The organism is Heliorestis convoluta (genome assembly GCF_009649955.1).
Classification (GTDB): Bacteria; Bacillota; Desulfitobacteriia; order Heliobacteriales; family Heliobacteriaceae; genus Heliorestis; species Heliorestis convoluta.
In genome coordinates this window covers 2,131,749-2,146,604 of record NZ_CP045875.1, presented here as the reverse complement: position 1 = coordinate 2,146,604, position 14,856 = coordinate 2,131,749, and the positions used below count along the sequence as shown (strand labels likewise).

General features: G+C 39.6%; 15 protein-coding genes and 3 pseudogenes. 8 read left to right on the top strand and 10 right to left on the bottom strand.

Going from position 1 to position 14,856, the window contains the following annotated elements:
• Nucleotides 1-128 precede the first annotated feature (128 nt).
• Nucleotides 129-554: pseudogene (gene msrB / locus FTV88_RS10360) on the top strand (peptide-methionine (R)-S-oxide reductase MsrB); the annotation flags it as partial.
• A 48-nt stretch (nt 555-602) separates the two neighbouring features.
• On the opposite strand, the gene FTV88_RS10355 reads toward msrB, so the two are convergent.
• Entirely contained in the window at nt 603-1,457 is an 855-nt protein-coding gene (locus FTV88_RS10355) for an RpnC/YadD family protein (RefSeq protein ID WP_153725552.1), read from the bottom strand.
• 199 nt (nt 1,458-1,656) lie between these two features.
• Between FTV88_RS10355 and FTV88_RS10350 the strand changes: the two are divergent.
• Both FTV88_RS10350 and FTV88_RS10345 read left to right on the top strand, forming a co-directional pair.
• Nucleotides 1,657-1,770, top strand: a pseudogene (locus FTV88_RS10350) (peptide-methionine (R)-S-oxide reductase MsrB); the annotation flags it as partial.
• A gap of 70 nt (nt 1,771-1,840) precedes the next feature.
• Nucleotides 1,841-2,282 (top strand): annotated as a pseudogene (locus FTV88_RS10345) (YaiI/YqxD family protein).
• Nucleotides 2,283-2,285: 3 nt separating this feature from the next.
• On the opposite strand, the gene FTV88_RS10340 reads toward FTV88_RS10345, so the two are convergent.
• The 4 genes from FTV88_RS10340 to FTV88_RS10320 all read right to left on the bottom strand — a co-directional run bounded on the left by FTV88_RS10340 (nt 2,286) and on the right by FTV88_RS10320 (nt 6,309).
• Nucleotides 2,286-4,514 carry a hybrid sensor histidine kinase/response regulator gene (locus tag FTV88_RS10340; RefSeq protein ID WP_153725551.1) on the bottom strand — a complete coding sequence of 743 codons (2,229 nt, stop codon included), beginning with the start codon at nt 4,512-4,514 and terminating at the stop codon, nt 2,286-2,288.
• A gap of 121 nt (nt 4,515-4,635) precedes the next feature.
• Nucleotides 4,636-4,776: a nucleotidyltransferase substrate binding protein gene (locus tag FTV88_RS16170; RefSeq protein ID WP_207707857.1), complete on the bottom strand. Its 141-nt coding sequence runs from the start codon at nt 4,774-4,776 to the stop codon at nt 4,636-4,638.
• Nucleotides 4,777-5,740: 964 nt separating this feature from the next.
• The gene (locus FTV88_RS15640; protein ID WP_207707856.1) at nt 5,741-5,902 is read right to left on the bottom strand and encodes a nucleotidyltransferase domain-containing protein; all 162 of its coding nucleotides are present in this window, start codon (nt 5,900-5,902) and stop codon (nt 5,741-5,743) included.
• Nucleotides 5,899-6,309, bottom strand: coding sequence for a nucleotidyltransferase substrate binding protein (locus tag FTV88_RS10320; protein ID WP_153725549.1), 411 nt, complete (start codon nt 6,307-6,309; stop codon nt 5,899-5,901). The genes FTV88_RS15640 and FTV88_RS10320 overlap by 4 nt, the downstream gene beginning before the upstream one ends.
• A gap of 336 nt (nt 6,310-6,645) precedes the next feature.
• Between FTV88_RS10320 and mntA the strand changes: the two genes are divergently transcribed.
• The 3 genes from mntA to FTV88_RS10305 all read left to right on the top strand — a co-directional run bounded on the left by mntA (nt 6,646) and on the right by FTV88_RS10305 (nt 9,560).
• Nucleotides 6,646-7,059 carry a type VII toxin-antitoxin system MntA family adenylyltransferase antitoxin gene (mntA, locus tag FTV88_RS10315; RefSeq protein ID WP_153725548.1) on the top strand — a complete coding sequence of 138 codons (414 nt, stop codon included), beginning with the start codon at nt 6,646-6,648 and terminating at the stop codon, nt 7,057-7,059.
• Nucleotides 7,060-7,178: 119 nt separating this feature from the next.
• The gene (gene hepT / locus FTV88_RS10310; RefSeq protein WP_279236996.1) at nt 7,179-7,502 is read left to right on the top strand and encodes a type VII toxin-antitoxin system HepT family RNase toxin; all 324 of its coding nucleotides are present in this window, start codon (nt 7,179-7,181) and stop codon (nt 7,500-7,502) included.
• A 345-nt stretch (nt 7,503-7,847) separates the two neighbouring features.
• The gene (locus tag FTV88_RS10305) at nt 7,848-9,560 is read left to right on the top strand and encodes a hypothetical protein (protein ID WP_153725547.1); all 1,713 of its coding nucleotides are present in this window, start codon (nt 7,848-7,850) and stop codon (nt 9,558-9,560) included.
• Between the two features lie 149 nt (nt 9,561-9,709).
• Here FTV88_RS10305 and FTV88_RS10300 read toward each other — a convergent pair whose 3' ends face one another.
• From FTV88_RS10300 to FTV88_RS10290, 3 genes are all read right to left on the bottom strand, one after another.
• On the bottom strand, nt 9,710-10,813 hold the full coding sequence (locus FTV88_RS10300; protein ID WP_153725546.1) for an RNA-guided endonuclease TnpB family protein: 1,104 nt from the start codon (nt 10,811-10,813) through the stop codon (nt 9,710-9,712).
• A complete protein-coding gene (gene tnpA / locus FTV88_RS10295; RefSeq protein ID WP_153725545.1) occupies nt 10,813-11,211 on the bottom strand; it encodes an IS200/IS605 family transposase in 399 nt (132 codons plus the stop codon). The genes FTV88_RS10300 and tnpA overlap by 1 nt, the downstream gene beginning before the upstream one ends.
• A 144-nt stretch (nt 11,212-11,355) precedes the next feature.
• Nucleotides 11,356-11,955, bottom strand: coding sequence for a helix-turn-helix domain-containing protein (locus tag FTV88_RS10290; RefSeq protein ID WP_153725544.1), 600 nt, complete (start codon nt 11,953-11,955; stop codon nt 11,356-11,358).
• Nucleotides 11,956-12,263: 308 nt separating this feature from the next.
• Between FTV88_RS10290 and FTV88_RS10285 the strand changes: the two genes are divergently transcribed.
• Together FTV88_RS10285 and FTV88_RS10280 are read left to right on the top strand one after the other, a co-directional pair.
• A complete protein-coding gene (locus FTV88_RS10285; RefSeq protein ID WP_153725543.1) occupies nt 12,264-12,506 on the top strand; it encodes an AbrB/MazE/SpoVT family DNA-binding domain-containing protein in 243 nt (80 codons plus the stop codon).
• Nucleotides 12,506-12,667, top strand: coding sequence for a hypothetical protein (locus FTV88_RS10280; RefSeq protein ID WP_153725542.1), 162 nt, complete (start codon nt 12,506-12,508; stop codon nt 12,665-12,667). Before FTV88_RS10285 ends, FTV88_RS10280 begins: the two co-directional genes overlap by 1 nt.
• A gap of 173 nt (nt 12,668-12,840) precedes the next feature.
• Here FTV88_RS10280 and FTV88_RS10275 read toward each other — a convergent pair whose 3' ends face one another.
• On the bottom strand, nt 12,841-14,247 hold the full coding sequence (locus tag FTV88_RS10275) for a transposase (RefSeq protein WP_243137088.1): 1,407 nt from the start codon (nt 14,245-14,247) through the stop codon (nt 12,841-12,843).
• A 147-nt stretch (nt 14,248-14,394) separates the two neighbouring features.
• On the bottom strand, nt 14,395-14,592 hold the full coding sequence (locus FTV88_RS10270) for a hypothetical protein (protein ID WP_153725541.1): 198 nt from the start codon (nt 14,590-14,592) through the stop codon (nt 14,395-14,397).
• Nucleotides 14,593-14,856: the final 264 nt, after the last annotated feature.

Here is a 14,856-nt window from a genome sequence, read left to right as displayed (position 1 = left end):
ATTGCTTTGTAATTTCCCATGCAAGAGAGCGTTCTTGTCTGTTCATTGTCATCAACATTGAGAAAGCTTCACATATACACAAGCCTATCTTACAATAGGAAAAAAGAAAAAACTTCTTCAACAAAGAAGAAGCTCTAAAAAAATTAACCCCCCTGCAATACCAAGTTACGCAAAACAACGGCACAGAACCGCCTTTTCGCAATGCTTATTGGGATCACAAGCAAGAAGGTATCTACGTAGATATTATCAGCGGCAAGCCACTTTTTTCATCCAAGAACAAATTCGATTCTGGCTGTGGTTGGCCTAGCTTTACCAAACCTTTGCAGGCTACTGAAATTAAAGAGCGCAAAGATTTTAGTCATTTTATGATCCGAACTGAGGTTCGAAGTCAGACAGCAGATTCCCATCTGGGGCATGTCTTCCAAGATGGTCCTGCACCGACAGGTCTTCGCTATTGCATTAACTCAGCAGCTTTGCGATTTATACCGAAAGAAGATCTTGAAAAGGAAGGCTATGGCGAGTATTTATCCTTATTTGACGAGTCTTTTGAGTGACTCCTTCCTGTGGACCTGAAGTCGTAGAAATTCCCTTCTCTTTGGAGGTTAGTCCAATTCTTTTTGCAGCTTCCGTACTTCTTCTATTTCTAGCCCCATGATTTGAGCTACGAGGGTGACTTCGAGGCCGGCTTTTAGGGCAGCTATGGTTTTTTCTCGTAGGGTTTCTTGGCGACCTTGTTCTCGGCCTTCTTCTCGGCCTTCTTCTCGAATCCATTGTTCAATTTCTGTCATTTTTAACACCTCCATCAGTGCTTTTTTGGTGCTTTGGGATAGAAAGGTATCCGATATTGCTATGATTGCTCCGATTACAAAGAAGCTATTTGGTGAGTTTAGGTTTTTGGCTAGTTTTACTGCTTCTATGGTTCTTTCTTCTTTGTCTTTCTTGCTTTTCATGAAGGGAAGGAAGATTAGTTTAAGCTGGTCATAGTCGTCGAGGTCTTCTCCTTTTTCTATTTTTTGCTTGATTCTTGCTAGCTCTTCGTCTCCGTTGTGGCCTTTGAAGTATAGGTTTGTTACATTGTAGGTGAGTGAGCCCATTTCTAAGTCTCCTATGGATTCTTCTACGTCTCCTGCGTATAGGATGACTGTCTGGACTGGTTTGTTATGCCGCTCTACGATTCGGGCTCCGTAAAAAGCGATTCTTCTAAGGTCGCTGAGTGCTTGGGTCTGAAATTCTAGGTGGAGCATGGTGTCGTCGGCTAATAGAAAGACAAAGTCGATTCGTTTTTCTTTGGCTTCTACGACGGGGAGTACGGTAGGCATGATTTGTTGGATGGGAGCTGTATGTAAGCCGAAAATTTCTAGCGTTTTTTCTTTGAATGTTTCGGCGACTGCTTTGAGAACGATGTCTTTGTTTTGTCGACTAACCTCGCTTTCTGCTGTGTCTGATTGCTTTTTCATTGAGCAGACTCCTTTTTTGGTTTATTGATGGCGGGGTTCAGTTTATATTTCTTTTCGCTACTACTATGTGTTGCTTTGATTGCTATGGGTTTATTTGGGTTCCATCTGTTTGTATTTTATCACATCTTTTACCTTCTTTGGAATGCTTGTTCCTGAAATATTTTTTCTTAACGCTTAGAAGCACTTCTGTCAATTCTTGGGTGGTCTTCGCTATTGCATTAACTCAGCAGCTTTGCGATTTATACCGAAAGAAGATCTTGAAAAGGAAGGCTATGGCGAGTATTTATCCTTATTTGACGAGTCTTTTGAGTGACTCCTCCCTGTGGACCTGAAGTCGTAGAGATTCCGCTTCTCTTTGGAGCAAAGTAGTAGGAGTGAAAAATATTAAAATTATCGTAGACGCTGACGCCTGCCCCAAAGGCGTTATGGAAATATGCACTCGTTTGACCAAAGAATATCAGATCGATTTGTGGACTGTTGCTAGCTTTAACCATCATATTCAATCGGATCATCATATCACCGTAGGCAACGCCTCGCAGGAGGCCGATCTGAAAATTTTGAATATGACGCATAAAGGCGATATTGTGATAACACAAGACTGGGGACTGGCGGCGATGATACTAGCAAAAAAGGCCGTTGTCTGAGCCTGGAGGACGGGAATTCCAAGTCGACACGATCGATTTTCTTCTAGAAGAGCGGGAAATGAAAGCAAAGTTTCGTCGCAGTGGTGGTAGAACAAGAGGTTTAAAAAAGCGAAGCAAAGAAGATGATCAATTTTTTGAAATGCAGCTAAGAAGGATGTTGCAAGGCTATTTAGGGATGTAGTGTCTAAGATTCACTTTGCGGAGAAAGCCATTGCTTTAACACAGTGATGATTTGCTCCATTTTAATCGGCTTACTGATATAATCATCCATTCCCGAATCAATACATCTCTGCCGATCTCCTTGCATAGCCATGGCTGTCATGGCAATAATGGGAGTCCGCCGCTCACTGTTCGCTTCCCACTCACGAATGAGCTGGGTTGCTTCAAAGCCGTCTAGCTCAGGCATTTGACAGTCCATGAAAATCAGTTCAAACTCCCTTTCTTGGACCGCTTCGACGGCTTCCCGGCCATTACGAGCAATAGCGACCGTCAATCCCAATTTGTTCAGCAAAAAAACGGCCAACTTCTGGTTCACGCGGTTATCTTCAACAAGAAGAACAGGGCGCTCAATCTTCCACAACGGAGGTTCGGAAGCAACAGTCAAGGGTGTACTTGTTGACCCACTGTTTTCAAGTGGCAAGGACTCCGCTACATCAAAGGGAATGGTGAAGAAAAAGGTTGACCCTTCCCCCTTCTTACTGGTAGCTCCAATTGCTCCTCCCATCAGTTCAACAAGCTGTTTTGAGATGGCTAACCCAAGACCTGTACCGCCATAGCTCCGGCTCATTGAGGCATCGGCTTGAACGAAGGGAGAAAAGAGGCTATTCAGGTGAATTTCATCGATTCCAATGCCAGTATCGGCAATTACGAAGTGAATATTCATAGATTTTTCATCTTTCGATTGAACCGTTACCTTACAGCAAATCTGACCGGAATGGGTAAATTTTATGGCATTACTCAATAGATTGAGTAAAACTTGTTGCAACCGAGTGGGATCTCCTAATAGAGCTTTATCAATTTGGGGTGTAACATCGACAGAAAGGGTCAGATTTTTTTCACTGGCTTGTTTCGTAAAAAATTTAATTACACTCTGAACAGTTCTATTGAGATCGAAAGCGATATTTTCCAGAACAAGTTTGTTAGCTTCCACTTTTGAGTAGTCCAAAATATCGTTAATTACGCTTAGAAGCACTTCTGTCGATTCTTGGGTGGTTAGTGCATAATCTCTTTGTTCTACATTTAAAGGGGTTTTTAATAACAGATCATTCATCCCTAAGATTCCATTCATCGGTGTACGGATTTCATGGCTCATAATGGCCAAAAAACGACTTTTTGCCTGATTGGCCTCCTCGGCCATTTCCTTCGCTTTTTTCAGTTCGGCTTCCGCTTTCTTTTTTTCGGTCATATTGCTGAGCAAAATGACTTTTCCAACATACTTCTTATTATTATAAATTGGTGATAGACGAGAGTAGAAATAAAACCGCTCTTCAACACCGACGACTTCAATATCGGCTTTTTCGATGACCCGAATAATTTGCTCTCTCAACGCAGGATAGTCTCTCAGTAGATCGGGTGCCTTTTGCGTCAGGGCTTCAGCATTCAAGATGGGAAAGAAGGATGCGGCGGTCGAATTGAATTCAATCAGTCGATCTGCAGAATCAAGAATAATGACACCATCTTGAATACTGTCGAAAACTTTACCATAGGCAATGGGAACCAAATCAAAAAAGCGTAAGTTCAAGATGGCAACTGCCTGAAAAAACACCATAAAACAAACAAAAATAGGAGCTAAGTCGATGGGGCTGATTTTCGTAAAATATAGCATATGCCCAATCACTGGAAAGAGCAAACCGATGAGCATATAGTTAATGTTTCTACGATAAATAGCGGTCACCTGGTTACGGAATATGACCATAATCAAACTTCCAAGAAGCAAACATAAATATAAATATCCAACGAAAATTAAATACCAGAAGCCATGCCCAATAACTGCTGTGATAAAAGGTCCCGTTCTGTCAAATGAAAAATCAGCATGAAACCAATGGCTGAATTGGCTAGTATAGATTATGAAGTATGTAATTACTGGTATGATCAGTATAACCGTAAGAGTCCATTTGTTAATATAGCGATCCATCTGGCTATAATACAAGCTCATGAGCAACCACAATACCGGTATCAGCGGAATCACTAAATACTGGAACTTCAGCCAAAACAAGTACTCAGGAACCGATTGACTCGTTAGGAAAAAAGCATATCCCAAAGCATAGATACTGGTTGCAAAGGATAATCCAACAAAGGCGTTGACGCCTGCTTTATTCCGGGATGATATATAAGCGTAAATCCCGAGTATAAAAGTACCGATACTAGATATGATTGCAATAATCTTAAAAAAGTAAAGTGCATCAATATTCACTTTTGCTCCCACCTTAGCGTAAAATACACCAAAAATCTAGTAGCTTCGCCCCCCATAAAAGTTAAGATTCTCCATAGGATGGCAATATCCTGTCATTGAAATAACAAGTACTATCTTTCCTTTACCTGGTTATATTTCGACTTTTTATCATTTCCATCCACACTTCTCTACTTTCTATCAATCCTAACTGAAATGCTTGTTTTGTTGCGTCTCTTGATCCATATATATCTGTATTTCCTCTGTTTTCAAGAAATTCTTCCAATGTCTTTCAAGTCAATTCATAGGTATGTTCAAAAGCTTGAATCATGCCTTGTTTCTCAAGCCTTGAAAGTGCTCTTTTGTTGGCTGGATACGTTTACAATCAAGAATTAATTATACAAATTCTTGCGCTTATTGAAAAACAAGATTCAAACACTTTACAGATACTTGCCGATAAGATTTTCGATTTTGAAAAGGTTGAAGAGATTGAGAAGTATATCATGGATTGCTCTTAGGAAACAAAAACCAGCCTATACGAACTGCTTTGTGCAGTCGATAGCTGGTTTTCTAAACGTCAACTGTTAGAATTTTTAAAATCCAAAGATAAAGATTTTATTGATAGCCTCTACACTACTGTAGACGTAAATCTATGTGATGACCATGAAATAAAATACTTAACTGTAGTTTCAGCTTTAATCGATTACTACTTGCAAATTCTCGACTTAGAAGTTCCTGGTTGGATTCGAGATAAAAAATTAACATTTCAAAAGCCCTACTATCATCCCAAAAGAATGAGTGATTTTGAAAAATTCAAATTAACATACACCAACCCCGCACCATTTAAGGCTAGAAATGTCTACTTTGATTTGGAAGGTATAAAAAGAATTTGAACGACACAATGTCTGACAAAGATGAAGCCGTCTCATTGGTACTATGCAGCAATCCGACTTCCTACCTGTCGTTTGGGCTCCTTACTTGTTATCGCCTGGTGGGGTTCCCACCCACATCATGCTTGCGCCCTTAGCGTGGCGCACGGTACGACCCCTTCTGGATAATGCTGCCTTGGCAGGGTTATCCAGAAGGGCATCGCTTTTCGTAAATTGTAATTCCAACTCTATTAATATGTTCAATCAAATCCTGGTTTTCTATTTTTTCAAATATCAATAAATCAATACTATAGGGTAAATATAGATCGTCTAACAATAAAGAAATTTTGTTCAATTCCCTTATATCTAATTCCTTGCCTATCAAGCCACGTCTATATCAGAGCCATTTTTAAAATTTCCTTTTGCTCTTGAACCATAAAGAATTGCTTTTTCAATTTTGGGTCTTTGGGAAAGAATGTTTATTATGCTTTCTAGCACACTATTTTTCAGACCGTATTTCAATTTTTCTTGTTCTCTTTTCATTTAAACTCAAGCATCCTGTTTCTAAGTTTTTTGAATTCTTCATAATACTGATCTCTTATAAGCAAAATCACTTCATCTGCTGTTTTTTCATCATAAGTATGGATGGTTATATTTCGACTTTTTATCATTTCCATCCACACTTCTCCACTTTCTATCAAACCTAACTGAAATGCTTGTTTTGTTGCGTCTCTTGATCCATATATATCTGTATTTCCTCTGTTTTCAAGAAAGTCTTTCAAAGTCTTCCAAGCTAATTCATGGGTATACTCAAAAGCTTGGATCATGCCTTGTTTCTCAAGCCTTGAAAGTTCCCTTTGATTGATCAGTTCCACTGCTTCTTGAAGTTGCATCAATGCTTTTTCATAGTTGTGGAATCTTTGAATCCATCGGATATCCTTTTGATCCACTATCTCACCGCCCTTGTTCAAGATGATATGTGCAAGATTAAAATGACGCCGACTTTGGTGACCCTTATTCTAATTCATACAGAGACTCTATATCTCATTATTATACCACATCAACGTAATATTTAGGATATAATGGAAATTGATTTGCTTTTTCATTTCTGGACATCATATAAAGTACTGTAATTTTACATACTTTTTTCCAAGTCTAACACCTGCCTTTTATTTTCATCAAAGGCAAGTGCAATGTTATCAAGCCTTCCAAGAGTTTTTCTCTTTTAATTTTCTGGAGATTTTAGTAAAATAATAGATAGGAATGGGAAAAGGAGGGTATATTTGATGGCAGATAGCTTTGAAATAAAAAAACAAAAACCCCAAATCGAAAAAATAGCTCAGAAATATAACCTACAGCTACTTATTCTTATTGGAAGTTATGGACAAGCACACTTTCGACCTGGTATAAGTGACATTGATCTAGCATTCCTAAGTGATAAAAGGATAACACCAGAACAACAGCTACAACTGATTGTGGACTTAGCCCTACTCTTCCAGTCCGATAAAATCGATCTCATCAACTTGCAAATATCATCAGGTCTTATGAAGTTCGAAGTTGTCACCAAAGGTCGCCTTCTCTATGAAAAAGAACAAGGCGATTTCTATCGATACAGTCTTTATGCACAACGTTACTACTATGACACGAAGAAATTTCGTGACCAACGCAAAGCGTACCTTCAATCACGTTTGGAAGGGTGAAGAGGAATGACCTTTATAGAAAAAGAAATCATATTGGAAAAGTTATTCATTCTGAAAGGCTACTGCGCAGAACTAGAGGCAATTAGTGCACATCTTAGTGAAGATGAGTACAAAAAAAAATCCTTCATAAAAGAGCTGTTGAGCGAACGATTCAATTGATTGTAGAAGTGGCAACTGATATCAACAACATGATTCTCAAAGCGCTGAAGAAAGGACCGACCGTCGATTACTTCTCCTCATTTATAGAATTAGGTGAATTAGAAGTCCTTCCTATAGAGTTTGCACTCAAAATAGCGCCTTCTACAGGTTTGCGTAATGTCATTGTCCATGAGTACCAGAAAATTGATGATCATATTGTTTACAGCTCTATTCAAGATGTGCTGACTTATTATGAAAAATATGTCCGATATATTTTCCGATATCTAGGGATGGATAGTGAATAAAGCAAAAAGGCACCTTCTGGGGTTTTATTACCAGTAGGTACCTTTTTGTTTTCTTTCGCTAATAAAAATAACATTCATTTTATTGCGCGGTCTTGTTGACGCTTCGACTGCCCATGTCATAGCTGTTGCGTAGTTGTAATTCTATGTATGTTTATCAGAATATTCAGGTTTTTTTCTTGGTGCGACCCTTGGCTGGGTGAGCCCCCCTTGGGTATTGTCCTATTTTGTGTTCTAGTGGCATGTTCTAGGGCGCGATTATTTTCTTTGAAGGAAACTTATTGTTGGATGTTTCTTTTGGGTAAACTAAAATGGTAGTAACAACTTTTTTTGCGAGGAGTGTCGTTGGTGGGAATTTACATTAATTTGAATTTTATGCCTCATCAAATTACGGAGGATCGTTGGAACCGTTTGTACCAAGAAACATTGGAGCTTCTTCAGGCTTATCCATTTGCTAGTATTCGTTTGGAAGATAAAGGGCGCTGGCAAATCGCAAAGTATTGTAGGGCTAAGGATGAAGAAGTTCATGAAAAAACGAGGCATTGGGAAGTCTGCGGTGATTTAGAAAGTCTGAAAATAGCTGAGTCTTTTCGTCTAGCTTACAATCTTGATCACTACAAAAGTTTCACTGAAGAAAGTCAATCTTCTGATATTTTGGAAGAGTTGTGTAAGGGTTTTCGTGAACAACGGAACATGGCAAGTATTTTTGACAGTAAAACACAAGGTTGTCCTTATCATATCTACGTTCTAGCGCTAGCTATGTTGATCGAAACACGCCTGGCGCCTTTTGCCTCTGTTCATGGTGATTTTACAAGAGAGCAAGCATTGAAAGCCAAAAGCTGGGCTGATGAGATTGTAACTAAACCTCTCAATATGCCTGTTCTCGTTGATTCTGAAAAGATGTATCAACGACTGAGTCAATTTTTATCAGGACAAGCGTTGTTTGATGCTTTCTATCATCATTGGAACGGACCTGAGGAAGAGGCTCTGCGAATTCTTTTTGATAAAAATGTGGCCGAACGAGATCATTGGTTTTTGTCACAGTTAAAAAACTATGAAAGTAGTAAGCAAATCGGCGTCTTACGACTTTATATTCAATGGCTTAATAACAAGGGTGATCTTGAGAGGTTGGCCCAGTTGGCTTGTATCGAGAAAGAAGGTCCTTGTTTTTCTCCTGTTGAATTTGCTAAAAGCCTTTGTAGTACTTGGGTCTTTTTGGAACCTTCTACTTATGAGGTTATGGATTATTTCAAAGAATCACCAGATGTGCCTGGAACGGTGGAAGGACAATTTGGTACCATTTTATTAGAATTGAAGTACACAGGGCGCAATATTCAACGCTATATTCCTCTAGAAGAAGGTCTTTCCGTCTTAGTTCGACTTTTTCCAGAACAAAAAGAGGAGATTGAGCAACAGGTTCGGGCAGAAGTTGCAAAGTATGAAAAGGATTTGAATGATATGAATCGTTTAGCGGCGGAGAAAGACCTTGAAGAAGACATTGAATATGATGACGATGGACTCGTTGGTGATGATCTAGACGATGACCTCGATGTCGGTGATCTCGATGTCGACGACCTTGGCGTCGATGATCTCAATGATGACGATATGGCAGCCATAACTTCTATAGTCTTGGAAGGCGATATGAGTTTTTTCCTATATTATAGGGAAGGTTCTGTTCTTTTGAAGCCTCAAAAGCTTTTCTTGGAAATGATCGCTTATCAAGCAAAAGTTTATATGCAAGGATGCCATTCTCTTTACGAAAAGATGTATTCAAAGTTATCTAGCAAAAAAGAAGTCTTGTTTGCTACATCTTCTCAAAAAGGTATTTGCCTCACGGAAGAAGCGTGGAAAAGAATCGAGGAGGATGCCGACACAGAAGCAGGCTTATTGATTTTTACTTACATGGTTGTTGAACTCGATCCTGCTATGCCTTCGGGTGTGCGTAGAGGTATTCTAGAAAATCGCCAACTACGCCAGAAGCTTTTAGATCTCATGAAAGATGATGCTGTCATGGTGAAGATAGAGCAGTATGCAGAAGAAGTTCGTGGTACACAGAGTTAAGTGAGTGAAGTGAGTTTAATTGACACTCCCACGGCTAAAGCCGCTGGGATTCTTGGGTGATTAAACCGAAGTGCCTTTCTGCTATCGGAGTATGACCCCAAGTTCAGGGCTGTGCCAGCAGCCCGTCCTAGACCAGAGCTATAAGCTGTCTAGGCTGACCGACTGTTACCATCGGCCACAGGCGCAGTGATGATGTTGCTTGCGCCCAATCGATCTCGATGTGTTTGGAACCCACATTTACACTTGTATTTTCTGTCCTTTGCTTTATTGAGTTGGCCGCAAATCGGACACTTCTGGCTTGTATGTTTAGGATCAACGAACTCTATTTTGATTCCTTCAAGACGGGCCTTATACTCAATAAATGATGCTAACCGATAAAAGCTCCAAGAATGCAGGTTTTTTTCGTTTTTACGGCTTGTTCTTGCCGTTTGGCGAATGCCTGAGAGCTTTTCTAGGCGAATTGTAGCAACGCCATTTTCTTTTGCAAAATTAACTAACTGCCGACTCATCTTGTGATCCTGATCTTTCATCCAGCGCTGTTCCTTATCGTGACGTTTACGGATTGCTGACAACTTCTTCAGCTTGCCAAGTTTGCGCCGGATAGACCGATGTTTGCGCTTTACAAATTTGTTCTGTCTGCCATTGCCCAAAAACTTGGTTTTACCGCCTTCTATAACAGCCACAGCAGGAATTTTCAAACCCAAATCCACACCCATGACAGCACCAGTTTGCTGGTGTTCCATGGATAGGTCTACGGCTATTTGTGCTATGTACTTACCTGCCTTTTGAGTTATGCGAAGACTACCTCGCTTACCCGTTAATCGGTTTTGTTGGTAGTCAGTCAAAATGACCTTAACACTAATTCGCTTTGATTTGCCATCAATCCATACCGGAAAAGATAGTATGTTGCCTTTCAGCGAGTAGTTTTGATTGTTCCAGATAGCAACAGGCTTTTTTAGAACAGGCACTTTAACTTCTTTCTGCTTTTCAGGGGCAAGCTTTGAATTATCAAATACATTCTTTTTGTACTTCGAGAATACACTTTTTGCATCTCTGATGGCTTGATTCTTAACTGCACTAGGAAGGTCTGCCACAACATCTTTGCTGGTGTACTTCAAGTATGAGTCTACAAAAACATAGTCTGATACAATCTGGTTTACAAGGCGAATGTACTCTCTTGTTGTCGTTAAAAGCTGTACCGACTGTTCTTTTGTAGGTTCCAACTTAACCTTTACGGTGATTTGAATTTTCATCACCCCCTTGTTTTTTGTTCTTTGATGTACCGTTGAATTGTTTCACTGGATACGTTTCCTGCCGTGGAACAGAAAAAAGAACGTGTCCAAAGACTAGGCAAATGGTGCAGGTGCTTAAATTCCTGCCGCAGCTTCCTTGAAGTCACTCCTTTTACTTTTGCCATAATATCCGATGGACTTATAGAAGGGAGGGCATTGGCAAAGAGATGGACATGATCAGGCATTACTTCTAACTCAACAATGTTTACTTCATTTTCGTCGCATACTTCTTGTAAGATTTCCCGAAACCTTCTATCTACGTCTTTTACCAAAACTTTTCGCCTGTATCTAGGGCAGAACACGAAATGATAGTTGATTAAAGATACTGTTGTCTGTGTGCGTCTATATTCTTGTCCCATATCAATATTGCATCAGTTTGTATGTTGTACTGCAATATCAGAAACGGGTGCCGCCTTCATCCCACGATTGAAACCGTGGGCTTTCGGCTACGTTTCTGTAAAAGAAGGCTTCTGCTGCCAAAAGTTTTTTGCTTCAGTTCTTTTTTACCCTTTTTCTTTTTGCTCTTCCTTACGACTTTTTACGAGTTCAAAGCCGATTTTTAGAGCTGATATCATTAAGGCTCGATCTTTCGTACCTAGTTTATGATTGTTTATTTTTAGTAAGGGAGCATCTTCTATTGTGAGGATCCATTGATTCACGATTTTTTCTAGGTCCACTTCAAGAATTTTTTCTTGCTCTTTCATTTTTTCTAGAGCATGTTTGTAGTCGCTTTTTTCTTCATGAAAGCTATGGTCATTCTCTTTTATTTTTTCATGGGTTTGACTATTATGGATGTTGCTTTCGCGACTTTGGTTTTCATGACCTTCCTTTTCATGGGCTTTGTTTTGGTGGTCTTTTTCCTTGCGAAGAGGATGTAAGACAAGCAGTTGATCAAGGGTTATTTGAAAAAAGTCAGCCAGATCGACGAGGACAGGGATTTCTGGGAGTCGATTGCCATTTTCGTAGTGAGATATGGACGACTTGCCGAGACTGTGACCATATTTTGCATTTAGCTCTTGGGCCAGTTGTTCTTGTGTTAGCTTTTTCTCTTTTCTTAATGCAAGAAGTTGCAATCCAAAGTGACGGACTTCTAATGGTGCCATAGCTGGTCGTTGCTCCTTTTCTTAGGGTTTTACGATCCATTATACAAGAAAAAGTCGCTTCTTTGGGTATCATTACCGATAGAAGCGACTCTTTCTTATAGTGCAACGGTACTACTATGACACGAAGAAATTTCGTGACCAACACCGGAGGTTCTTGAGAATATCTTCACTAAAAAATCCTTTAACAGGCTTCGTATTTCATTCTAAATACAAGCTCCTAGAGATGTTATCCAACTTGTGTTATAACAGTAATAACAATTATAGTTTTTGCATATTATAATAATGAAAAATAGCATGGTGGTGATACAATGGAGCGCAAGCTAACAAAGATCGGTAACAGTTTGGGTGTGACCTTTCCTATTGAATTGTTAAATCGTCTTGGTCTCCAACAAGGTGACAACGTTTCTGTTGAAGAGCAAGGTGATACAATTGTTATTCGTAAAAGCGAGAAGGTTCAGTTACCCAAAGGCATTAGTTCTGATTTTTTTGATCTTTTAGATAAGAACATGAAAGAATACGATGAAACTCTAAAAAAGCTGGTTGAGCGATAATGCGGTATCTAACAGAGCGAGAAGTTATTTCAATTAACTTGCTAGTGATAGAAAGATATAGTCCAAAAGAACAAAAAGGCGTAAAAATACCAGAACTTCTTAATTCAGCTATCAATCGCCCTAAACAATCAGAGTCTACGCACGTTCATAACAACCTCTAGTTAGATACACACACAACGTCCAGCATTAATAATCAACAAATCATCACCATGAAAAACGTTTATAAATTGTTCAAATTAACCAATTCCATGTTGAAATATCCCTATGTAGAAATTGATAGATTTTTTATTTTACAATTTTTGCTCCTCCAACACCCTCTTCCATCCGAATAGATTCATAATACACAAAGCCCCCACTTCCAGAGCCAACGACATAAATTGAGTTTTCCCCAACGAGCTGCTTCACGCATTTCGTTGATGACTTCTCTTAACTGGATATCCCAACTTCGAAAATTCGATAAGTGATGATAAAAGTACATTCGCTTTAGGTTAAAGGCCATCACTTGAAAGTTAATCAGTGCTTCGATAGCCACAGGATGATGAACAAAGCAGTGGTCTATGTGATTAAAAGTCTTGAGATTGCGAAAAGCGACATTTTCTATTTCCCAACGCTCACAAGCAATTCGGGCGATTGTTTGTACTTTTACTTCTGTTTTTGTATAGGTTGTGACAAGCCATTGCTCTGTGATATCTGTGACTTGTACCTTTTCGTTGCCTTCTATGATTGTTTTCGTAGTATGACGGATAATTTTGATGAGTCGTAGAGGTATAGAGACTTGATCCCAATCTGTAAGGCCTTCTTGCTCCCAGGCTTGCACATAGATAGAATTGCCTCGTCTATCATTCTCTTCCCAAAAATGATCATAGCTACGCTCAGAAAACTCTTTATGGCCTCTTTGCATAATTCGCATACGCTTATCTTTCATGCGAATCACAACATGGGAGCCTGCTGCTAACGCGGCTTCGATAATAGGAGCTTTGGCGTAAAGGGCATCTAAGGTATATACATCGGTGATTTTTCCGTACTTTTCTTTTAAGCTTTTGATTAAGCGTAGAGCTACTGTCGATTCACCTTCGTCTTTATCTTGACCATCCCTCGGCTTACGCATTTCCCAATCATAAATGATGTTAGCCCCGCCGCCAACTTGTTGGGCCACGACAATAGAATGATAATACTCTGTGCTGCCATCTCGTTTTTCTCGGGTCAAACAATCTTTGCATTTGTAGGCGGTACTGTGAAAGAGTTCAACGCCGTCTATGGCCGTAACTCTCAGACCATCAATGCTACCTTTTTTAGGTCCTTTTTGCTCTTTATAGCAAATTACAATCTCTTGGTGTTGCTGTCGTTGAATATCTAAATCCCACTTCTGCAGTGCTCTTCGAACTGTGTCATGGGAGGGTAAGCGAAATCTACTAGGAATAAACCTAGCAAAAACTTTACTTTTTAGCCAATGATCTAACTGCGCCATACTAACCATACTGAAAAAGGCACCAAAAAAGACAACGATAAAAATGATAGGCGCTTTGATTTGAGCTCTTTTACGACTATCTTTTGCTTGGTGAGCCATCCGAGAAAAATCGTGTATTTTTGTTGCATAACAGGCGAAGTCTTCTATCTCACGACCAACCTTATCTCCTACCCATTTGCCGTTCTTCTTTTTGTTCGATTTCTTCCTTTTTTTCTTGTTAGGAATACGAAGATGATCTTCCATCATATCGGGTTCTTGTGGTAAACTATGCACAGAGGATTCCTCCCTTTGTGTGTTTTTGGTTAGCGCTTAAACACTTCGCAAAAGGGCTGAGGAATCCTTTTTTTCATGGAAAATTGAACCGCTAGATGGAAAATCAATATGGTTTTTGTCGAATTTGTATCGGGATTTCTGGAATTTTCACGTTTTCGTGACAATTTCGCTAAGCCCTGTGGCGTAAGGGCTAGAGGGCTTTTTGGGTGTTAACATGCGCAGACTCTGGTTAATTACAAAAAACCCCATGGCAGCAACTATGACGGTTAGAGCCATGATGGAAACGATTGTAATTAGTCCTACCTTAACTTTGCGAACAATCGGTAATTCACGAAACCAGTTCAATTATACTCCCCCTTTCTTTATGGTAGATTCTTCCAGTTGCAAACTATGCTATCAATTCGCAAAGTGTTAATTGAAAAAAAAGAAACGCGAGGCTTAGTGCCCCACGCTTCAAAGATCCCGTGTTAATACACGTATATATAATAAGGAAGGAACTCGCCGAGATAGAGAGAGGCACAGGGCTTAGTTGACCTGTACCTCTGTTACTTTAATTAAGATATTATTTGTCTAAATCTTCAGGCTTATCAAGTTCAATTACTTGAAAAA